Here is a 22194-nt window from a genome sequence, read left to right as displayed (position 1 = left end):
CTTAATCTTTAGGCATAACAGAAATTCGATGGGAAGGAACATCCAGGACACTGGAAATTGCTTCGATGATCCAACTTTTTACACTCGGTTGTTCTGCACCCTTTGCTACAACAAATACTCCTCTTACTTCCGGTCGTTTCGTTTGAACAAGGAGCGGCTTTTCCGTATCTCCTTGACGTACTAAAACGACTTGCGTATCTTCTGTACGATCCTCTACTTGTCTTGTACCACCGCTTTGGTCTTCCTCATTAGTCGTTTGCGTTCCTGATATTAAGTTACGCTCGTACACTTTGACATCGGAGGAATCGAGATTAACCATCACTTCTGCTTCAGAAACTCCTTGAATCTTATTAAGCATTGTTTCTAAATCTTGTTGGTACCCATTTGCAAGTTGTTCCATATCTGCTACTGCCTCCGATGATGTTTCCCCCGACTCTGCTTGCTGTTCTGTTATTTCAGGTTCGTAATGAAATTCTGTTTCTTCCGGGTCGTCTTTTTGGAATAAATTACTGATGAGCAGCAGCAGCACACCGACTAAACCAAGAATAATAAAGTATTTTGGCCGTAGTGGCTTTTTCTGTCCTGACTCTGCGGAAAATATTTTATCAATAAATCGTTTCAAGATGCCCCCCCTTCCCAGTAAACAGTAATTTTTTTATCTTGCAGCTCCCAGCGATCCCTCAGTAGTTCGACAATAGGTTCATCCGCTTCTTCCAGTTCTTGGTCTTCTTCCGCGTTGATTACTATTTTCTCGACTGGTTTTATTTGTCCCTCCCTAGCCGTCGATTTTTCCAGATAGACAATTACTTCATCTAGTCCTTCATACGTTTTCTCTGCTTCATCTGCAAAGACAAAGCTAATGTCTGTTATGCGGGCATCGTATTCTGTCTGTAATGCTTCGTCTGTAAGGGATGTGAGTTGGACAGCCATTTCTTCTAAAATATATGCATCATGAGTCGATTCTATTTCACTTTTTTGCAATTCAATGGAATCTTGAACTTCCTCCATTTCACCTCCTGTATCAAAAATGCTTCGGTACGTATCAGCAACAGCTTGCTCGAAGTCCAAATTAAACAAGGAAAATATCGGTGATAGTAAAATGAGAATTAAAATGAGACCTAAGACAAGTTTGATATATTTTCCCATTGATAAATTAGGGATGAGTAAATCAATAATCGTTGCTACCAATATAAAGATAATAATTTGTGTAATCCAATTCGTTAACATTTCCATTCCAATCACACTACCTTAAGAGAAGGGTTAGATTACTTGCCGCAACAATCAAAACGATCGCAAGCAGAAACATAAACGAAACTGCTAACAAACAAGCTAAAACATAGAGTATATAAGTGCTTAACGCCTGTAATGTCGTAATGATCGGTCCTTTCCCAAGCGGTTCTAGAACCGCAGCGGCCACTCTGTAAATAAATGCGATAACTAAGATTTTTATAGCAGGAAACAGACAAATTAATAAAATAATTAGCAACCCAACAATTCCCAAGGAATTTTTAAGTAATAATGTAGCGGTTAATATCGTGTCTGCTGCATCTGTGAACGTTCTTCCAATTACCGGAATGAAGTTCCCTGTAATGAATTTAGCTGTCCGCATGGCGACACCGTCTTGAACAGCACTCGCTGCCCCTTGCACAGACATAACTCCAAGGAAGACGGTCAGCAAGACCCCGAGACTGCTTACCGTGATAGACCGAAGTAAATTCGCCAGATTTGTAACTTTATAGTTTTCTGAAATGCTGCTAATAATGACAAGCAATGCTGCGAAGGATAATAATGGTAAAGCGAAAAATGAAATAAATACACCCGTAAAATGAATGAGAAATATAATTATCGGATGAAAGAAAGATACAGCAAATACATTTCCAAATGTCGCCATTAATCCCAGAATGAGCGGTAGCAAGCCGATCATAAAACTGCTCATCGTATCAATTGTTTGTTTTGCGTAAGTGATTACCGTATAGAAACTTGATAAGGCAATGAAAATCAGGACGAGAAAGACAATGAAATAAGCAATTTTACTAACAGTGCTTTTTTCAAATGCGGCATGCATCGTCTGCAGAATGATAGAAAAAATGGTAAGCAGCAACAGACTGCCTAATAATTTTCCGTTATAAATCAATTCATGGAACAAAAAATCAAGAAGTCCGAGTGCGATTTCTTTAAATGAAAGACTGTCCAAATTTTTCACAATATCGATGAAAGATGTCCGCTCTGCATTAGGAATATAACCGCCATATTCACTGGCAAGCGTTTCCCAATAATCCTCAACTGCATCCAAGGATATTTCTTCAAGTAATTGTTCATTCAGCTCAAAATTTTCTTGTCTATCTTCTTCTGCTTGTACCGGGATTCCGATCCAGAAGCTGCATAAGAATACAAATAAGATGAAACCCGTTTTTCTACTCATATGATTGCTCCTTAAACTGTTGGAAGGAAACTAACGATTGCTTCAATAACGGATGTAATAATTGGAATGGCGAGCAGTAAAATAAATATTTTTCCGGCGAGTTCGATATTTTTGGCAACCGACTGTAAACCGGCATCTTGTGTCATACTCGCCCCCAGTTCTGCAATATAAGCAATCCCGATTATTTTTAAAATCGTTTCTAGATACAATCCAGGAACATTTGCTTGATCTCCCAACGATTGGATTACTTGGAATATTAAGCGGATTTGCCCGATGACACTTGCGAATATCATGATGCCAACAACAATAACAATGAAAAAGGCAAAGGTCGGATTCACATCTTTTAATAGGATGAAAAGAATGCTTGCAATAATGGAAACAATAACAATTTGTAATATATCCATATTTTATCTCCTAAGGATTTATTACTTGTCCTTTTTAAAACAGGAATACCGATTTAATCTGATTAAATAAATCACGCAGTCCATTAATGACGATATAAAGAACGATAATAAATCCGATTAAAGTAGCGAATTGGGCAATTTCTTCCTTTCCCATCTGCTTTAATATCGTATGGATAAGCGCTACAATAATGCCTATGCCTGCGATTTGGAAAAGAACAGATACATCGGTGAGCATGGTCATACCCCTTTCTCGCTATAAAAGCAATAACACGATAAATATTCCTGTTAAGACGCCTAAGCTTCTCGCTAAGTTACTATATTTATAAGATTCATCCCGCGCTTCTTCCAATTCCCGGTCCAAATGGGTTAAAGCAAGCCGGATTTGTTTCTGCTGCTGAATGAAATCGTGCTGGCCTAGTGAATTTCCGAATTGTTTCAGAACTTCAATTTCATTTTTCTTTAAACTCGTCATCTTTCTCAATTCTTCCGTTTTTTCATTCCAGATGACATTGAAGTCGATTTCCTGCTTAAGCATTGCTTCACTGAGTGACTGAAAAAAATGACTGATCGGATGTGGTAACTGGCGGGAAATCGTTTGGAATGCGAGTTGTAAAGGGGTTTGACTGTACGTAATTTCTGCTTCAAGCAATTGTAGAGCGCTTTCTAACTGCCTGATATGCTTCGGACGTTTCTCAAAGCGAAAGCTGAAGTATAAACCTATACAAGTAGTCGCAATAACAAGTATGATTGCTCCTAACCATTTCATCACAAGCCATCTCCAAATGATTGAATACGCTCGCCCGCTTCGTCAAACACTCGAATTTTTTGTCTTTCGGATCTGCGCTTCCCTAAAACGACAAACCGCTTAAGTGTGCGCGTCTCGATGAGTTCACGGACAAGGGGCCGTTTCCTTAAATCTTCCAGCGATTGGCCATGGATCGAGCAAACAACAGTTACTCCAGAGTGGATCGCTTCGTTTAAAGCGTTGATGTCGTTACTTCCACCAATCTCATCAACGACTAGCACTTCTGGAGACATCGATCGGATCATCATCATCATTCCTTCAGCTTTTGGACAGCCATCCATTACATCTGTCCTGCTTCCTAAATCATGCTGAGGAATCCCTTGAATTGCTGCTCCAATTTCAGAGCGTTCATCAATCACGGCAACTTTTCTGCCTGATTTATCTTTCCATCCGCTAGATGCAAGCCGGGTTATATCACGAATTAAGGTTGTTTTTCCAGACTGGGGCGGGCCAATTATTAATGTGTTTTCGTACGATTTGGTGTAGAGTACAGGCATAAGTGATTCGGCCACCCCTAATTTCTGTCGTGCAATACGGATATTGAAGAAAGAAATATGTTGTATTGCTTTTACTGATCCTTCCCGTGTATTCACCTTTCCCGCGATACCAACTCGATGACCGCCTTCTATCGTAATAAAGCCCTCGCGCAATTCATTTTCCATACGATACAAGGAAAATTCACTTAATTGATTTAGCAAAAAAACACCCGTCCTCTTGTCAGGGACAATTGTTGTTATCCATTCCACTTGATCTTCAAAAATCAGTTCTACTGGTTGATAAAGACGGCAGCGTATCTCTTCCAGCCTGTCCCAGCGCTTGCCAACTTTTAAAGCAATATGACTCTTCATTTCTGGTGGGAAAATCCGTAAAATCTCTTCCATGATAATCTCCTACTCCTCTTCTATTGCATTCGAGACTATATAGAAAATGTATGAATCATAAAACAAAATATGATTACATACAAAAAAACAGGGCTGCATCCTGTGGAATGCTACCCTGTTTTTTATATAAAGTGAAACTTCAATCAGTGGGGAATTCCCTACCCCCACTTAATGTTATTTGAACAGAATCAGGTATTTACGGACTGCATATCCCCCACCTTCACATCCCGGGATTCCCTCATGTTTAAAGATGGGGGTATTACAGACCGTTAATACGTGATAAATTTTAGTTTGCACGGGAAACGTATTTGCCTTCGTCGGTACTAATGACTAGTTTATCCCCTTGATTCACAAATAATGGAACTTGTACGGTTATACCTGTTTCTAATGTAGCTGATTTGGAACCGCCGCTTTGGGTATCGCCTTTGATTCCTGGCTCGGTTTCCGTAACTTCAAGCTCCACGTTTTTAGGAAGGTCGATTCCGAGAATTTCGCCCTCATAAGAAATAACTGTAACTTCCATATTTTCCACGATGAATTTTAATTCATGCTCGAGACGGCTTCCTGGAATTTCAATTTGTTCATACGTATTTGTATCCATGAATGCATGGGAATCACCTGAAGCATACAAGTATTGCATTTTATTCGTTTCAATATGAGCACGTTCTACCTTTTCACCGCCGCGGAATGTTTTTTCTTGGATATTACCATTCCTCAAGTTACGTAATTTCGAACGGACAAATGCAGCTCCTTTTCCTGGCTTAACATGCTGGAACTCAATTACTTGCAAAATATCTCCATCTACTTTAATCGTAAGACCTGTTTTAAAATCGTTTACTGAAATCATTAATTTTCCTCCTTATGTGTCATCCTAATTGAATGAATTCTTTTGATGAGGTGGTTAACCGTTTATTTCCTTCTTCTGTAATGACAATATCATCTTCAATTCGGCAGCCGCCAACCCCAGCTACATAGATTCCTGGCTCTACTGTTACGACCATACCCGGTTCTAATTTTTGTTTAGAACGTGTGGAGAGTCCTGGCGCTTCATGAACCTCCATACCGAGACCGTGCCCTGTCGAGTGTCCAAAGTTCTCCCCATAACCCATTTCGGTAATATAATCTCTTGTGATGGCATCCGCTTCAACTCCGGTCATACCCGGTTTAATCTCTCTTACCCCACGCATATTCGCTTCTAACACGATATCATAAATTTTCCGAAGTTCATCACTAATTTCACCAACTGCTACTGTTCGCGTAATATCCGAGCAGTATCCTTTGTACAAGGCGCCGTAATCTAATGTAACCAGTTCCCCTGCTTGGATTACTTTTTCAGAAGCTACCCCATGCGGCATGGCAGAACGGTGTCCAGAAGCAACAATCGTATCGAAGCTTGAGGATGTGGCCCCTTTACCGCGCATGAAAAATTCCAGCTCATTAGCGACCTCAATTTCTTTTACTCCCGGTTTGATATAAGATTGGATATGCACAAACGCATCATCCGCAATCTCGGCTGCTTGCTTCATAATCGCAAGCTCTTCCGGTGTCTTAATCATCCGTAAAGCTTCCACAAGACCGCTGACTGGAACTAGCTCCACATCCAACATTTTTTTATACGTTTCAAATTGCCCATATGTAGTATAATCTTTTTCAAAGCCTACCTGGTTTACATTCATATCGTTTAATTGCTTTTTCACTTCGGCATCCAGACCCTGTTTATGTTCAATCACTTGAAAGCCTTCAGCTTGTGCACTTGCTTGTTCAGTATAACGGAAGTCTGTGATAAACCGAGCGTCCTTATCCGATATAATTGCAACGCCTGCCGTACCGGTAAAACCGCTAATATATCTTCTGTTGATTTGGCTAGCAATAATAAAAGCGTCTAATTTGTTTTCTTGTAATTTTTCCCGCAGTTTCTGTAATTTAACCATCGTTCATCTCTTCCCCCATCAAATTTTTCAATATAGTTCATCGTTTTTTTAGTGTATCATAATGTTACCTTGAATGGTAATTTTTAAAGACTAGCTTTCCGGCTCTTGTCTGATTTTGCGTATCTTTGTTTCATGATAATCATAGGAAATGGAATAACCGGTGAAGAGACCATATAATATAAATATACACACAGTCGTAACCCATGTTTCCAAGTTGAGATCCGTCATTGGTCTTGTATAGGGAAGGAGCGGTTGCATGAGGAAAAAGGTAATCCCCCAAAGTAAAATACCATACCCAACCCCCATCCAGATTGAATTTACTTTCCGGAATAAGCCAAAATAAATAACCGCCGGGAAAAGAGATAAGATGCTCGCTATAATAATAGCAACAATATGACCAACTAAACGATCAGACCACCCTGCTTGTATCCACGGTTTCAATAAAAATGTTTTTGGGGCAACTTCTGTCAAGTTGAAAAAATAAGAAACTGCGAGAAACAAGCTCCATAGAAATCCGCCAACCGCTCCAATTATAAGTGCTCGACCAAGTGAGTAGTTAGAAGCTGTATCTTGCTTCTTATCTTTATTTTCCGCCATAGTTGATCACCTCAACCAGTAGTATGACCAATCCTAAAGTTTTCTTTCACTCGGAAAACAATATTTCATTATAATAATAAGCTTAACCAATAGTCTTATGTTATTATTTTTAGTACAATTAAAGCAGGGAAACATTAGTGATATCAGACAAATAAGAAACATGAATTATCACGTATAGTTTTATGTTACTGGTCAAAACTGTTAATAGTTTATCACGCATTAACGGTCTGTAACCCCCACTTCTATACATGAGGGAAGCCCAACATGTGAAAGTGGGGGGTATACAGTAAGGAAACCCACTGAATGAAGTTTCACTTTATCAGATGCAGTTCTTTCCGTAACTTCTAAGTTTCCCGATGCTTAATTGTGGTATATAGCTAGTAGAGTGTATTTTTATGAAGGAAAGGAGGACTTCTTCATGAAGCGTAATAAAATAGCTTATCTTTTTTACATCATTATCGCCCTTGCTGTATTCGGATTGATTACACAGCTGTTCGGAAATACTCGTAATTTTCTAATGGGAATGGCTATGATGCTCGGTTTTGCCGTCGCTATTTTTGCGTTGCTCTATTTTATTGTTAACCGTTCAAGAGGTTCGTCCGATGAAATGAAGAAATATAAACAAGCAGTGAAACAATCCCAATCAAAATACCAACAAGCTGCACCTAAGAAACCAACTCCGGCCCCTTTAGCTAATCGAAAAACTGACCGATCACGGAAAGGTAAAAGGCGTCCTACCCATTTACGGGTAATTGAAGGAAATAAATCGAAAACAAAAGGAAAAGACCGAGCCACTTTCTAAGTAACTCGGTCCGGCTTCTTTTATTTTTAAATCCGCTTCTAGCCTGACCAGCCCCTAAGAAACTGATCTGCTGCCTCTTTCCCTATAGCAGCAAGTTCCAATTTTTTCTCTTCTGACAGGTTAAAATCTGTTGCCGCAAGATCATGTACAGGTATAAATAATATTTTATCTTCCTCTGCTTTCGAAATATACCGCATATCATGCGCCTTCTTCATCGTAAGAAATAGAGCGTGAAACATATTAAGCGCATTTGTAATAATTTGTGGCTCGTTCAACATTTCATCTTTCTCTGTCAATTTCACACCAAGAACGGGCCGTAATTGCTTTTTGCGTCCAAAAATCCAAAGTGGAAAATTACTTAACAATCCTCCATCCACAATAATGCTTTTATTATTTGTTTTACCTGGAAGTTTCTTCGGCATGAAGAAATACGGAAAGCCTGCACTCATCCGTACCGCTTTTGCTACTGGGAAAAGGTTCGGATCAAGACCATAGTGCGGCATAAGATCGTCAGGAAAAACAACGAGCCTCCCAAGCGATAAGTCGCTTGCAACGATCTTCAAATAACCCTCTTTCAAATCTTTAAACGTCCGAATATTTTTCGCTGCTAATATTTCGGTCAGCCATTCTTCCAATTTGTCCCCTTTGTTAATTCCCATTTGAAAATAGAGAAACCCCCATTTCATAAAAGGAAAGTATTTCGTTAGTATCGGTGGGTCCATAAATAATTTCACATTGAGTTCGCGAATAATTTGTTCAATTTCTGTATACGTATAGCGAGCTGCTATTAATGCTGAAATGATTGCACCTGCCGATGTCCCGGCGACACGTTCAAGCTCTAATTGGTGTTTCTCAATACTTTCCAGTACACCTATATAAGCATATGCTTTTACCCCACCACCCGAAAACACCGCATCTATTCGCATAATCCTCCCCCTGATTTTTGCGTAGTATTAATACTTACGAAAGATGGGGATGTATTTAGAACTTATTTTGAATTTTGTTATCAAAATACAGTAGGGGCTGAACACAATCTACATGCCGGTTTATGCGAAAAAACACGCGGCATTGGTTGGCATGCTCGCGTGTTAGTTACTTAGCTTCGATTGCTGTAGTGCTTTTAAATCCTTGACTCGCTGTTCATCTTCTTTAAAATATCTCACTAAATCATCAATTCGATCGATGGAATTCCAACTTAAATGATGTTCAATACCTTCGACATCATCGTAAATATTTTCCTCTTTTACCCCAATTATCTCAAGGAAATCTTCAAGAAGATCATGGCGATATAGTAGCCTCTCGCCAACTTTTTTTCCCTTGTCTGTCAGCATAAAACCACGGTATCTCTCATAATTAACGAATTCACTTTTATCAAGCTTTTGGATCATTTTCGTTACGGATGACGGATGAACATCTAGCTCTTCAGCGATGTCCGATACACGGGCATATCCTTTGGTTTCGATGAGAATATATATTTGCTCAATATAATCTTCCATACTCGGTGTTGGCATATCTTCACCTCATTTCATCGTGCATCAAAGTTTATCCAACGCAAAATTTTTTCTTTCACTTTTAGAATACCTTAAAAACACGAAGGAGACAAGTAATTATACTAAAAAGAATAAAGATAAGTCAACAAGATTCCTGTTACATGCGAATTATCGATAATCGCCTGGAAAAGTTTTGCCTGCTCCTCATGTTCTTCTATATAAGCCTCCAATTTATTTTCCAAAGCTATATTTTCGCTTACAGAAAGCGTTGATTGAGGATTATATCCTAACAATCAAACAAAATCCAAAAGAGTAGAAAACAAATAAACGTACTAAATCTTATTATTGTGGGTACTCACTCTGTTTCATTCCCCCTCTTTCCATCAATTTTGCTAAACTTCACCCAATTTCTTACCATATTTTTCAAAAGACCCTGAAAACCGGCAATCTATTAAAGAAGGCCGGTTTTCATTTACAACGTTATATGGTCTTTTGTTTTTTCTCTAGCTCTTCAATGCTGCTAAAAAGGGAGTAGTAGGCAATAATGACCGAAATAGATACTCCTGCCACTACAAGTAAGAACCCGTACGGATTTAAAAACATAAATGTAACTTGATAACTTACTAGCCAGTCTCCTGCTAATCCTCCAATGACATAAGCTAACGGAAGTGTTGCCCATGAAAGCATTCTGGAAATTGAAAATACTCGACCTAGGTATACAGGATCTGTATTACGCTGAATAAGCGTAATACTTAATGTATTCGTAATCGGCAATAAAAAACCCATCACAATCCATATGCAGCCGATCAACCAAATGCGCTCGGTTAGCCCTGTTAGGAGTACAGCAAGTCCCATCCCCAGTGAAGATAAAAGAACATACCTAATCATCTTGTTTTTTACTTTCAAGGTTGACATAACAATACTACCAAGCACCATGCCAACACCAAATAAAGAAGTCACAAGCCCAAACTGCTCTTCTGAACCAAAGTCTAAAATATAAGGTTGGCGAATGACACTATTTACCCCTAGTGCAACATTAAGCCAAGTATGGAACATAATCATTGAAAATAATGCTTTATGACTGTATGTATAGTGAAATCCATTGATTAAATCTAACCAAAAGCTGGTCTGTTGCTTTTTATCGTCGTTCTCAATTTTTTTATCTAGACGTTCCCATAAAATAAGAACAACAATTAATCCTAGCAAGTAGGTGACAAAATTGATTCCTATAATCCAGTCTATTGAACCAAAGGCATAAAGCGCACCGCCAAGTACTGGTCCAACAATATTCGTTGTTGAGGTTGCAGATGCAAGCATTCCATTTGCCTGTGACAAGCGTTCTTCCGAAATTAGCATCGGTGTCAGCGTTTGTAAGGCAGGCGTTTCTAGCGCACTTACAACAGATAATGTTATTGTCAGAAGAAAAATAAAAAACAACATGAGCCCATCAGCCATCGCAACAACCGTTCCAATCGCGAGTACTCCAGTTCCTAAAATCCCACCGACAGCCAAAGCCAATCTAGGTCCTTTACGATCAATGTAGTTACCAACAAATGGAGAGACCACAACACTCGGTAAATAACTTGCAACCAAAACCATTGCAAAGTTAAGCACTTGGCCTGTAGACTGATAAACCCAAATACCTAACACAAACCGGGTCATTGATGATCCCAATAAAGAAACAAATTGACTTACAATTATCCATAAAAAAACGTAAAAAGTATTCTGTTTTGAAAAATTCAACTTTTATCCTCCGCTCATTGATGCGGAAGCAAACTTTTTTTACACTGTATTAATTAATATAGACAATGCTCCGTTCTACTCCCGCCCTTTTTTTGCTAATATTGGGATTATCGATGCAGACTGTCATCATCTATCACTCTCTTTCTAATATTGGTTCTATATACTATACCATTTTTATTATTTTTTGAAAATACTTGTTACGAAACGCGTTGAAATAAAATGAAACTTCATTCAGTCGGGGTTTCCTTACCTCCCCCACTGAATGTTAGTTGAACAGAATCAGGTATTTACGGGCTGTATATCCCCCACCTTACCTTTTTGGTTTTCCCTCTTGTTTAAAGGTAGGGGTATTAAAGAGCATTAATACGTGACAAATGCAGAGTTAGCCCATACAATAGCAAAAAACAACCTCTTATGGCTATATACCTAAGAGGTTGTTTTATCAAATTCCATTTCTAGTTTAACTTTTATATACCACATTTTAATTGGGCAGCACAGTTTGTACATGTGTTGCATCCGCCAATGTCCTCAATGCTTCCCTGGCGACATACCGGGCACGTATCCCCAATTTCAGAACCGATATTTACATTTGTAGAATCCAGTTCTTGAATTGTGTCCATTAAAACAACTTTCGGCTTATCAGTTTCATCTTCGAACAATTCTGTCTGCTCGCCAACTGTATTTTCTTCGGCTTTCAGTGTCAGTACTTGAGAGTCACGGCTTCCGTCAACATATACGGTTCCGCCTTTTGCTCCTCCCTTGTACAATCTCTGATAGACACTTTCTACTTGTTCAACCGTGTAGCCTTTTGGAGCGTTAACTGTTTTCGAAATAGAGCTGTCTACCCAGCGCTGGATGACACATTGTGTATCCGCATGTTCTTCAGCTGAAAGATCCATCGCAGATACGAACCATTCTGGTAAGTTTTCTTTATCTGCTTCTGGATTATTCTCCAAATACTCCTCAACAATTGCTGCATTCACTTCAATAAATTTACCTAAGCGACCACTTCTGAAGTAGGAGAAGGAGAAGTATGGCTCAAGCCCAGTCGATACCCCAACCATTGTTCCAGTGCTTCCAGTCGGAGCAACTGTTAGCAAGTGGGAGTTACGAATACCGTGTTTCAAAATACCTTCGCGAATATCTTCCGGCATTGTTTTCATATAACCAGTATTGATAAATGCATGACGCAACCGATTCGTTTCTTCATCTGTTTCACCGATCAAGAACGGGAAACTGCCTTTTTCTTTTGCAAGTTCAATGGAAGCTCGGTAAGCGCTCGTTGCAATTGTTTCAAATACTTTATCAACAAGTGCGTTACCTTCTGCTGAACCATATCTCGTTTCCGTGTAGATGAGCAGGTCGTGCAGCCCCATTACCCCAAGGCCAACCCGACGTTCACCGAGGGCTTGCTTTCTATTTTCTTCAAGGAAATATGGTGTTGCATCAATAACATTATCCTGCATTCTAACTCCGGTGCGGACTGTTTCTTTTAGTTTCTCATAGTCCACTGTTTTGTTTACCTTGTCAGCCATTACCGCTAAGTTTACAGCAGCCAAGTTACATACACTGTAGGGTGCGAGTGGCTGTTCTCCACATGGGTTTGTTGCGACAACTTGCTGTCCGTAGCTTGATGCGTTTGTCATATCATTCGCGTTATCGATAAAGAAAATTCCAGGTTCTGCAGAATAGGTCGCACAAACGTTGATTAAGTTCCATAGTTCTTTAGCTCGGATGCGGCGATAAACGCGAACACCATAACCCATTGCTTCCCACTTACGAACGTCGCCAACTTCATGCCACTTTTCGTTATATGCTTTCATTTCTTCCGGTGTATAATTTTCCACATCCGGGAAGCGCAGTTCATACATTTCGTCATTTTCTACAGCTTCCATGAATTCTTTTGTAATACATACGGAAATATTAGCTCCTGTTAGGAAATCTGGATTATGAACACTATAGGAACCGCCATCTCTTAACTTCTGCCCAGCCTCACGCATGGAGGCCTCTGTAAATCCTCCAAGGCCTGGGAAACCTTTATAGTTTTGTACACTTGTATATAAATCAATCTCCGTCTCTGTAAGTGGAGTGAAGTTCAGTTTTTCTCTTGCCAGCGTTTTGATTTGTTCATCTTCCGTATTTTCGATTAAATATCTTAAAATACGCGGATTCTGCATTTTTGAGATGATGAACTCAATAATATCCGGGTGAGAATCCACAAGCATAATCATTTGCGCCAATTATGTTGCGTTGATCCGTTACATCAACTCTCCAGGTCACCCTGAAGTTCAGACCATATCTTACATTCCCTTTCGAATGTCCTCGCACTTCGGAGTCACTTGACTCCTACTCTACTCGCTTCCACATTTAAGTGTGCTTTCGATGGTCGTTGAACCTTCACCATTCGAACAGGTGCTTGGCTGCTGATTGTCTTTAACCACTTGCTGTTTTCAAGCATTCACGCTTACCGTTTCCAGTTACGTTGTAGCCAGCAAGTCATAAAAAGAGTTTCCAGCAATTCACGAGGTTTATTTATAGACGAGGCACTTAAGCAGATTTACCACGTCTCGATCCGCCTTGTTCTACTAAATGAGTCAGTTTGGCAATATCGTCAAGCCAGGATACGGATCCGGATGACTTTCCGTTTACTCCGCGTGCCAATGTGTTTCTCGGACGAAGTGTTGAACCATTTGTCCCTACTCCTCCACCACGGGACATGATTTCCATTACTTGCTTCCGGTGATCGGAAATACCTTCCCGGGAATCTTTTACATATGGCATCACATAGCAATTAAAGTATGTTACATCCGTATTTGCACCTGCACCGTATAACACACGTCCTGCTGGCACGAAATTAAGATCAGCTAGTTCCTTATAAAACATTTCAAATGATTCTTTACGTTTTTCTTCCGTTTCCTCCACTACTGCTAAGCCGGTCGCATTTCGTTTAGCGATTTGCTCATAAAAGACTTCAAGCGGTTTATCAATTACATCAAGCGAACGCGTGATAATACCTGTTTCCATCTCTACTTCGTTATCGAGGGTAGATACAAATTCATCCAGAACTTTAATATCTGCTTCATTTTTCTCCCAATTGATTGCTTGTACAAATCCTAACCCTCTAGCTGGGAATTTAGGATCGGATTTCACTGTTAAAACAACAAAATCACCAGTTTTTAATGTAGCTTTTCCTGTATCTTTAAAAGCGTATCTGTCGAGCATAACTAAGCGTGAGACTCCACTATGTGTGAGCTTCATATCACTAGTAATCGGATGTACTACATCAAATAATTCAATATCCTTATTCAATGAAACAACATCAATTCCATTCACTTTTTCTAATATCGTCGACACGAAACCACTCCTTTATTCATCTTTTTATGTGTAATGTGTTATAATTATGTAGTACCACGTTTTATAATATTTAAAACAATATATGGTATCAATTAACGAGTGAACACACTATATATTGTGTATTAAACAATATATGTGAGTTTTTGTCAAGAGAATAAGTTTACACAAACCTGCGGAAAAATACCGAAAAGCTTACAGGTATTGACCTTAGTATCGACTTTTATATAAATTATTTTTTTATAAAAAAGGACCGGCTATTCGAAATGCTTTTAAAGCGGTTAAAAGTATTTTATAATATGAGTTGAGATATGAGAAAGACGGGGGAAAAAATATGTCAGTTTTATTAATTGTTTTAGTTGCATTGCTTGTTTTTTCGATATTCCGGTATTACAGACAGAAAATGATTTTGAATGTACTCAATCAGGATCAGTGGATTGAGGGCTACCGAAAAGCCCAATTAATCGATGTACGTGAGCCACAAGAATATGATGCTGGTCATATCCTCGGGGCACGGAATATCCCAGTAACACAACTGAAACAGCGTCTAGTAGAAATCAGAAAGGACAAGCCAGTTTATTTATATTGTCAAAAAAGCAGCCGTTCAGGTCGCGCTGCCCAAATTCTACACAAACAAGGTTATAAGGAACTCTACCAATTAAAAGGCGGATTCAAAAACTGGACTGGAAAAATAAAAGCAAAATAGGTAAGAGAGAAGCCGACAGACTTTTTTACTCATAGTCTGTCGGCTTTTTTATTTTCCCTATCCATTATGAATTGTCTTCACGTGTGTAACGAAGAATTGGTTTTCTTGCTGCGGTCGTTTCGTCCATTCGCTTTACAATTGTGTGATGTGGTGCTTCTTGAACGATTTCAGGATCTTCTTCTGCTTCTTTTGCAATATTTATCATAGCATCGATGAAACCATCCAGCGTCTCTTTAGACTCTGTTTCCGTCGGTTCAATCATCATCCCTTCCTCAACAATTAATGGAAAATAGATTGTTGGCGGATGATAGTTGAAGTCTAGCAGACGCTTTGCAATATCGAGTGTACGGACACCGAGTTTTTTCTGTTTTTTCCCAGATAGAACAAACTCATGCATACAATGTTGCTTATAAGGTAAATCATATATCTGCTCTAATCTGCGCATCATGTAGTTCGCATTTAAAACCGCGTATTCACTAACTTTCTTTAATCCTTCTGCACCCATTGTACGAATATAAGTATAGGCACGCAAATTGATTCCAAAGTTTCCATAATATGCCTTAATACGGCCGATGGACTGCGGACGGTCATGTTCTAATTTATATTCATCATTCTCTTTCACAATTAATGGCTTAGGTAAAAATGGTGCAAGCTCTTCTGATACCCCAATTGGTCCTGAACCTGGTCCACCGCCACCATGAGGGCCTGTAAATGTTTTATGGAGATTCAAATGAACAGCATCAAAGCCCATATCTCCAGGTCTTGTATAACCCATAATTGCGTTTAGGTTTGCACCATCATAGTAAAGCTTCCCACCGACACCATGAACAATCTCGGCCATCTCCATAATTTCTTTTTCAAAGAGACCAAGTGTGTTCGGATTCGTAAGCATTAAAGCAGCTGTATTTTCATCTACAACCCGCTTTAAATCTTCAATATCAACAAGACCGTCTTCATTGGATTTCACTGTTATAGCATCAAAGCCTGCCACTGCAGCAGATGCTGGATTTGTCCCGTGAGCGGAATCCGGAACGATGACCTTTGTCCGGTGATGCTCCCCATTCGCCTCATGGAAAGCACGAATCATCATTAACGCGGCCCATTCGCCCTGTGCTCCAGCTGCCGATTGTAAAGATACTTCATGCATTCCAGTAATTTCTTTAAGTGAGGTTTGCAAATCATACATCATTTCAAGTGCACCTTGTACGGTTTTCGGATCTTGATATGGGTGGATATGGGTAAATCCCGGGAGCCGCGCTACATCTTCATTAATTTTCGGGTTATATTTCATGGTACATGAACCAAGCGGATAAAACCCGGAATCCACTCCATAGTTCCGATTCGATAATCCTGTATAATGCCGCATAATTTCGAGTTCACTTACTTCAGGTAATTCCGGAGCAGTCTTCCGGACATACGGCGTTTCAAATTCCGCATCCAAATCGATATCTGGTACATCAAGATCCGGTAAGCTATAACTTGTTCGCTCCTTTTTACTGCGTTCAAAGATTAATGGAAATTCATTCTTAGCCATTGATATCCCTCACTTCCTTAATCAATTGATCAATCTCTTCTTTGGAACGGATTTCCGTTACGGCAACCAACATACAATTTTCTAATTCTGGGTAATCTCGTCCCAAATCATATCCGCCGACAATCCCTTTGGTAAGTAATGCCTCGTTCACTTCGCTTACCGTTTTGTTCAGCTGGATGACAAACTCGTTAAAGAATGGTTGATCAAATAAGACAGGAATTCCTATCTCAGCGAATTGTTGCTTGGCATAGCGAGCTTTTTTCATATTTAGTTTTGCCATTTTCTTCAAACCATGCTTTCCAATTGAACTCATTGCAACCGAACTAGCTAGCGCATTCAGTGCTTGGTTCGAGCAAATATTTGACGTTGCTTTATCCCTTCGGATATGCTGCTCCCTTGCCTGAAGTGTAAGTACAAATCCACGGACACCATCTTCGTCTGTTGTCTGTCCGACAAGACGTCCTGGAATTTTTCGCATTAACTTTTTCGTCGTTGCAAAATATCCACAATGCGGGCCGCCAAACTGGGCTGGTATGCCAAACACTTGCGTATCCCCGACGACGATATCTGCTCCGAATTCACCAGGTGGTGTCAAGTATCCGAGCGCAAGTGGATTACTAGAAACGACCATCATTGCTTTTTTATTGGAATTGAGCAATTCACGTACCTTTGCTAAAGGCTCTACTTGACCAAAGAAGTTCGGATATTGGATGACGACACCAGCTACATCATCATCGAGTTCTCTTTCAAGTGCTTCTAGATCCGTTAAACCATCTTTATGATCTATCTCAACAACCTCCACATGTTGGCCGGTAGCATATGTCTTCACTACTTCCCGTGATTCAGGATGAATTGCGTTTGAAACGAGTACTTTTTTTCTTTTTGTATGGGCGGCAGTTAAATTAACTGCTTCACCTAACGCTGTCGCACCATCATACATAGAGGAATTGGCAATCGGTTGGCCGGTTAATTCAGCAATCATTGTCTGAAACTCAAAAATCGCTTGCAGTTCCCCTTGGGATATCTCCGGCTGGTATGGTGTATATGCAGTATAAAACTCGGAACGACTGATGACATGGTCTACAACAGAAGGTATATAATGATCATAGACCCCTGCTCCCAAATAAGACGTATAATCCTTTAGATTTACGTTTTTATTGGACATGGCAGTTAATTCTTTCATTAGTTCATATTCATTTTTAGTAGGCTTTACGTTCAGTTCCCCTTTGAAACGAATTTCCTCTGGAATGTCCGAAAACAGTTCATCTGTTGAATCAATACCGATTACATCAAGCATTTCTAATTTATCTGATTCCGTCATTGGTAAATAGCGAAATCCCATCTCCAATCCCTCCTAATTATCTCTTTTATAAAATGGTGTAGGTACTACTTTCGCTTTCAGTTGCCGTTTCCTTACTTGAATCAACAGTTCTGTTCCAATTTCTGTATAATCCGTGTCAAGTAATGCACGGCCAATATTTTTCTTTAAAGTCGGTGATTGTGTTCCTGTCGTGATATGTCCGATTACTTTTTCTCCGTCTTCAGATAGAACTTCATAATCGGTTCTCGGGATCCCTTTGTCTATCATTTCTAGACCGACAATTTTTCTTTTCGGTCCATTTTCAACCTGTTCTTTTAAGACATCCTTCCCAATGAAATTAGCTTCTTTAGCAACTTTAACCGCAAAAGTCAAACCTGCTTCAATAGGCGTAATTGTTTCGGAAAGTTCCTGCCCATATAACGGCAAGTTTGCTTCAAAGCGCAGTGTATCTCGAGCCCCGAGACCAGCTGGTACAATTCCTGCTTCTTTCCCAGTCTCTAAGATAAGATTCCAAAGCTTTCCTGCCTCTTCAGGCGCAACATAAATTTCAAAACCATCTTCACCCGTATAACCTGAACGGGAGACTATCGTCCCTTGTTCAATCCCATGAATTGCAACATGCATTTCAAATCGAAAGGCTTTAATTGCAGCTAGGTTTGTGTCGGTAAGTTCTTGTAAAATAGCTTCTGCTTTCGGTCCCTGAATGGCTAGAAGACTATATCGTTCCGATTCATCAACAATCGCAACTTCATTTGATGCATAATTATTATGTTTCTTTAACCACTTTAAATCTTTTTCAGTATTAGCAGCGTTAACGACGAGCATGTAATGGTCCTCTCCTAGCATGTAGATGAGTAAATCATCAACTACTCCACCGTTCTCGTTACAAAGAAATGTGTATTGTGCTTTCTTCGGTTCCAGCTTACTTATGTCATTCGTCGTCATCGTTTGAAGAAATGCTACCGCCTTACTTCCTTTTACAATAATTTCTCCCATATGGGACACATCAAATAGGCCTGCGCTTGTTCTAGTTGCGTTATGTTCTTCTTTAATCCCCGAAAACTGTACAGGTAAATCCCAACCTCCAAAATCAATCGTTTTCGCCCCATACTTTTCATACTCCGAAAAAATCGGCGTACGTTTTAATGGTTCCATCTCCATCACTCCCTCTGAAGTCAATAAAAGATTTTATATTCTGACATTAACAATATAAAAAGACAGAGATTTCCTTATGTGTAAGAAATCTCTGTCCTTCTACCAGAAAGTTGCGTAAGAACATGCCAGGTTTCCCTTCCGTTCCTACTTGCTTCTTGGGTGGTTTACGATATGTAAACGCTCTCCAGAGTTGTGTCCGATAAGAGTCTTTTTGCCTGAGAGATTCGTCTTAAGCTTGCTCCTTCGGCGTTACATTAAGATCATGTAAGCTCTCCCCTTATCTTCATCCACAGCATATATTTTTTTATAATGGTAAAACTAAGTCTATCATAAGAAATCCTCTACCTTTGCATTGAATATACCATAATATTTAAAAAAGGTATAGTGAAATCCAAATTTTATTTAGATACTCGGGGTGTAACATATGGATTTGGTACATTTGAATCGTAATCAGACTTTTATAAAAGAATTAGAGGAACGGCTTGACAGTGATGGCCCGTTTAGTTCCTTTCAGTTGTTTTCGCTCGCCTATCAGGCAGAACAGGCAAGGATCGTCCCTTCTTTTCACGGGTTAAGAAGTTTGGATTTTTTACCGCATATGTCTTTTCTTGACCATCAGCTGGAAACAGCTCTAGAAGCAATCGAAAAAATGAATGGCAGGGTTATACTTGCTGATGAGGTTGGTTTAGGAAAAACTATTGAAGCAGGGTTGATTTTAAAAGAATATATGTTGCGGGGTCTCGTTAAAAATGCATTAATCCTTGTTCCTGCCTCCCTTGTGAACCAATGGGTGAATGAATTGAATACGAAATTCTATATACCTGCTGTCAGTCACCGGAAACATCATAACTGGGAAGGCAATACTATTCTAGTTTCTTCCCTTGATACTGCTAAACGAACTCCACACCAAGAAGTGATTCTAGCAAATGAGTATGACTTCGTTTTAATTGATGAGGCGCATAAACTTAAAAACCATCAGACGAAAAATTATCAATTTGTACGGCAGATTAAAAAGAAGTATTGCCTGCTGTTGACTGCTACGCCAATTCAAAATGATTTAATGGAGATATTCAACCTTATTTCGATTTTAAAACCGGGTCATCTAGGAGATGTTGCCTCGTTTAAAGAGAAATATTCCGGAAATAAGGGAAAACAAGAAGCTGACGCCTATCTGAAACAACTTATTGAACGGGTCATGATCCGTAATACGAGGGAAAATACAAATTTAAAACCATCGAACCGGGTTATCGAAACCATTCTCGTTGATTTTACAAAGGAAGAAACAGAAGTCTATCAACAGTTAAATAATATGCAACGAGGGCAAGATATATTTACAAAGATTACATTACTGCGAGAGATCTGTTCTTCTAGAGAGGCTTGTTTTCTGTCACTTCAGAAATTACAAGAAACAAACACCCCAGATGAAGAAATCCATTCCATCATTCAAAAAATCAATGAATTGCCAGCCCATTCAAAAGCATTAAAAACAGTTGAATTAATTGAACAAATTGGCAATGAAAAAGTAATTATCTTCACGGAATACCGGGCAACCCAATTGTATTTACAATGGATTCTGCAGCAGCACGGGATTAGTTCTGTACCATTTCGGGGCGGCTTTAACCGTAGTAAGAAAGATTGGATGCTACAGCTTTTTAAAGGAAAAGCACAAGTATTAATTGCTACCGAAGCAGGAGCTGAGGGTATCAACCTGCAGTTTTGCCACCATATGATTAACTATGATTTACCATGGAATCCAATGAAAATTGAACAACGGATTGGTCGAATCCATCGGTTTGGTCAGGAAAATGATGTGAAGGTATACAATCTTGCTGTTAAGCAAACGATTGAGGAACATATTTTAAATGTACTATATGAGAAGATAAGACTATTTGAAAACGTGATCGGCGAGCTTGATGCAATTCTCTCTGATTTGAATATTCAAGATATGGAACAGGAAATAGAGACCATTTACAGAGAGTCCGACTCATTAGGAGAAGCAGAGATTAAACTTGAGAACTTAGCATCCATCGTCCATAAATTGGCTGATGACATGAATGAAAAAAGTGTAGGTGAATAAAATGGCAATCGTAAACATCGAACAATTTATGATCGACTTTTTCAGTGCATATCAATGTAAGCTTTTGAATAAAGAAAATGGTGTCTTACAAGTAGAGTTAACAGAGGAATTGGATAAAGTATTAATGAATCGTCCATTCTATTGGCATTATATGCAAAGCCTTGGGCAAAAAGGAGTACCAATGACGCTCACACTCATTACGAACCCGGAAAAACGAGATCAACAAGGGGAATGGATTGATATAGGCAGTCCCAGGCTGCAACAGATATTCAACCATGTCACACATCACGAAAAGTATACATTGCTCTTCCAAGAAGTGAATACCGATAAAAATACACCTCTTTACCCATGGTTACTCGCGAACTTTAAAGTAAGTTATCGAGGCAGACAAAAGAAGGAAGAGATTATTTCATTAGGAATTCAACTTGTTACCGGAAAAGTTATTGTAAATATGATGGATGAATTAATTAAACTCAATTTGAAACAGCAAATATCTAATTTTTGTTATACGATCTCGCCAATTATTACGCTCGCAAGCGGTTATAAACGGATTGAAAAAATCATCCAACATTATGTTGAAAACCAACCGAAAGAGTGGATCAATGAAGCGATTGAAACACGGAATGAAGAAATCGCCCTCTTAAAACAATTTTATAAAGACGATTTGGAGAATGATATTGTTAAGAAGGAATTGGAAGAAATTCATAATCGGTATACTCCAGAGATAGCAATTGATGTAACAAGCGGAGGATTAATCTACCTGCTCCAACAATTTCCCGAAGTTTAAGCCCGCCTTCCTTTTATAAACAATTTAAATGAGAAAGGAAGGATTCCGAACCAGCGATTCAACACAACGGATTCTTCTTGCTTGTCGGTTTTCCTCCTTTCCTTCCGCTCCTCCCGCGGGCTGTTCATGTATTTAACTATTTCCTCTGTTATAAATTTCAAATAATTATTAGTCGACATTTTGTACCT

21 protein-coding genes, 2 pseudogenes and 1 riboswitch are annotated in these 22194 nt (G+C 39.3%); of the genes and pseudogenes, 4 read left to right on the top strand and 19 right to left on the bottom strand.

The features are described from left to right. Position 1 precedes the first annotated feature (1 nt). From spoIIIAG to SPD53_RS01130, 10 genes are all read right to left on the bottom strand, one after another. On the bottom strand, positions 2-622 hold the full coding sequence (gene spoIIIAG / locus SPD53_RS01175) for a stage III sporulation protein AG (RefSeq protein WP_336251407.1): 621 nt from the start codon (positions 620-622) through the stop codon (positions 2-4). Further along, positions 619-1233 carry a stage III sporulation protein AF gene (spoIIIAF, locus tag SPD53_RS01170; protein WP_156858080.1) on the bottom strand — a complete coding sequence of 205 codons (615 nt, stop codon included), beginning with the start codon at positions 1231-1233 and terminating at the stop codon, positions 619-621. Before spoIIIAF ends, spoIIIAG begins: the two co-directional genes overlap by 4 nt. Positions 1234-1243: 10 nt before the next feature. Next, complete coding sequence (gene spoIIIAE, locus SPD53_RS01165) at positions 1244-2422, bottom strand: stage III sporulation protein AE (RefSeq protein ID WP_188858734.1); 1179 nt, start codon at positions 2420-2422, stop codon at positions 1244-1246. Positions 2423-2433: 11 nt separating this feature from the next. Continuing rightward, complete coding sequence (gene spoIIIAD, locus SPD53_RS01160; protein ID WP_156858078.1) at positions 2434-2826, bottom strand: stage III sporulation protein AD; 393 nt, start codon at positions 2824-2826, stop codon at positions 2434-2436. A 34-nt stretch (positions 2827-2860) separates the two neighbouring features. Then, positions 2861-3061 (bottom strand): stage III sporulation protein AC, encoded by a 201-nt coding sequence (gene spoIIIAC / locus SPD53_RS01155; RefSeq protein WP_156858077.1) that lies wholly within the window; start codon positions 3059-3061, stop codon positions 2861-2863. Positions 3062-3079: 18 nt separating this feature from the next. Beyond that, positions 3080-3592 carry a stage III sporulation protein SpoIIIAB gene (spoIIIAB, locus tag SPD53_RS01150; RefSeq protein WP_336251406.1) on the bottom strand — a complete coding sequence of 171 codons (513 nt, stop codon included), beginning with the start codon at positions 3590-3592 and terminating at the stop codon, positions 3080-3082. Further along, on the bottom strand, positions 3592-4512 hold the full coding sequence (spoIIIAA, locus tag SPD53_RS01145; RefSeq protein WP_336251405.1) for a stage III sporulation protein AA: 921 nt from the start codon (positions 4510-4512) through the stop codon (positions 3592-3594). Before spoIIIAA ends, spoIIIAB begins: the two co-directional genes overlap by 1 nt. Before the next feature lie 286 nt (positions 4513-4798). Further along, on the bottom strand, positions 4799-5359 hold the full coding sequence (efp, locus tag SPD53_RS01140) for an elongation factor P (protein WP_156856763.1): 561 nt from the start codon (positions 5357-5359) through the stop codon (positions 4799-4801). A gap of 19 nt (positions 5360-5378) precedes the next feature. Continuing rightward, a complete protein-coding gene (locus SPD53_RS01135; protein ID WP_336251404.1) occupies positions 5379-6443 on the bottom strand; it encodes a M24 family metallopeptidase in 1065 nt (354 codons plus the stop codon). A gap of 90 nt (positions 6444-6533) precedes the next feature. Further along, positions 6534-7040, bottom strand: coding sequence for a YqhR family membrane protein (locus SPD53_RS01130; protein WP_188858729.1), 507 nt, complete (start codon positions 7038-7040; stop codon positions 6534-6536). 418 nt (positions 7041-7458) lie between these two features. Here SPD53_RS01130 and SPD53_RS01125 point away from each other — a divergent pair, with 418 nt between their 5' ends. Further along, positions 7459-7842, top strand: coding sequence for an SA1362 family protein (locus SPD53_RS01125; protein ID WP_156856766.1), 384 nt, complete (start codon positions 7459-7461; stop codon positions 7840-7842). Between the two features lie 38 nt (positions 7843-7880). Here the strand turns inward: SPD53_RS01125 and SPD53_RS01120 are convergent, their stop codons facing one another. From SPD53_RS01120 to SPD53_RS01100, 5 genes and pseudogenes are all read right to left on the bottom strand, one after another. Continuing rightward, positions 7881-8768: a patatin-like phospholipase family protein gene (locus SPD53_RS01120; protein ID WP_336251403.1), complete on the bottom strand. Its 888-nt coding sequence runs from the start codon at positions 8766-8768 to the stop codon at positions 7881-7883. Positions 8769-8930: 162 nt separating this feature from the next. After that, on the bottom strand, positions 8931-9353 hold the full coding sequence (gene mntR, locus SPD53_RS01115) for a transcriptional regulator MntR (RefSeq protein ID WP_156856768.1): 423 nt from the start codon (positions 9351-9353) through the stop codon (positions 8931-8933). Positions 9354-9812: 459 nt separating this feature from the next. Then, positions 9813-11075 carry an MFS transporter gene (locus tag SPD53_RS01110; RefSeq protein ID WP_336251402.1) on the bottom strand — a complete coding sequence of 421 codons (1263 nt, stop codon included), beginning with the start codon at positions 11073-11075 and terminating at the stop codon, positions 9813-9815. Between the two features lie 467 nt (positions 11076-11542). Continuing rightward, a pseudogene (locus tag SPD53_RS01105) lies at positions 11543-13312 on the bottom strand (vitamin B12-dependent ribonucleotide reductase); the annotation flags it as partial. A 322-nt stretch (positions 13313-13634) separates the two neighbouring features. Continuing rightward, positions 13635-14429, bottom strand: a pseudogene (locus tag SPD53_RS01100) (ribonucleotide reductase N-terminal alpha domain-containing protein); the annotation flags it as partial. Between the two features lie 331 nt (positions 14430-14760). Here SPD53_RS01100 and SPD53_RS01095 point away from each other — a divergent pair. Continuing rightward, on the top strand, positions 14761-15132 hold the full coding sequence (locus tag SPD53_RS01095) for a rhodanese-like domain-containing protein (protein WP_156856772.1): 372 nt from the start codon (positions 14761-14763) through the stop codon (positions 15130-15132). Positions 15133-15196: 64 nt separating this feature from the next. On the opposite strand, the gene gcvPB is transcribed toward SPD53_RS01095, so the two are convergent. Genes gcvPB through gcvT form a run of 3 tightly spaced genes read right to left on the bottom strand, consistent with a single transcriptional unit; the run spans position 15197 to position 19142 of the window. Continuing rightward, positions 15197-16666 carry an aminomethyl-transferring glycine dehydrogenase subunit GcvPB gene (gcvPB, locus tag SPD53_RS01090; protein ID WP_188858719.1) on the bottom strand — a complete coding sequence of 490 codons (1470 nt, stop codon included), beginning with the start codon at positions 16664-16666 and terminating at the stop codon, positions 15197-15199. After that, positions 16659-18008 (bottom strand): aminomethyl-transferring glycine dehydrogenase subunit GcvPA, encoded by a 1350-nt coding sequence (gene gcvPA / locus SPD53_RS01085; protein ID WP_336251401.1) that lies wholly within the window; start codon positions 18006-18008, stop codon positions 16659-16661. Before gcvPA ends, gcvPB begins: the two co-directional genes overlap by 8 nt. A gap of 12 nt (positions 18009-18020) precedes the next feature. Continuing rightward, positions 18021-19142, bottom strand: a complete 1122-nt coding sequence (gene gcvT / locus SPD53_RS01080; protein WP_336251400.1) for a glycine cleavage system aminomethyltransferase GcvT — start codon at positions 19140-19142, stop codon at positions 18021-18023. 193 nt (positions 19143-19335) lie between these two features. Then, positions 19336-19429: riboswitch (glycine riboswitch) on the bottom strand. Between the two features lie 137 nt (positions 19430-19566). Here gcvT and SPD53_RS01075 point away from each other — a divergent pair. Together SPD53_RS01075 and SPD53_RS01070 are read left to right on the top strand one after the other, a co-directional pair. Beyond that, a complete protein-coding gene (locus SPD53_RS01075; protein WP_336251399.1) occupies positions 19567-21219 on the top strand; it encodes a DEAD/DEAH box helicase in 1653 nt (550 codons plus the stop codon). 1 nt (position 21220) lies between these two features. Next, positions 21221-22006 (top strand): YqhG family protein, encoded by a 786-nt coding sequence (locus tag SPD53_RS01070; RefSeq protein ID WP_336251398.1) that lies wholly within the window; start codon positions 21221-21223, stop codon positions 22004-22006. On the opposite strand, the gene SPD53_RS01065 is transcribed toward SPD53_RS01070, so the two are convergent. Continuing rightward, positions 22003-22185, bottom strand: a complete 183-nt coding sequence (locus SPD53_RS01065; protein ID WP_156856778.1) for a YqzE family protein — start codon at positions 22183-22185, stop codon at positions 22003-22005. The two genes, SPD53_RS01070 and SPD53_RS01065, sit on opposite strands and share 4 nt — an antisense overlap. Between the last annotated feature and the right edge of the window lie 9 nt (positions 22186-22194).

Origin of the sequence: Oceanobacillus sp. MO10714A (genome assembly GCF_037072045.1) — a bacterium.
Classification (GTDB): Bacteria; Bacillota; Bacilli; order Bacillales; family Amphibacillaceae; genus Oceanobacillus; species Oceanobacillus indicireducens.
This window is presented reverse-complemented; position numbering and strand designations above follow the sequence as displayed.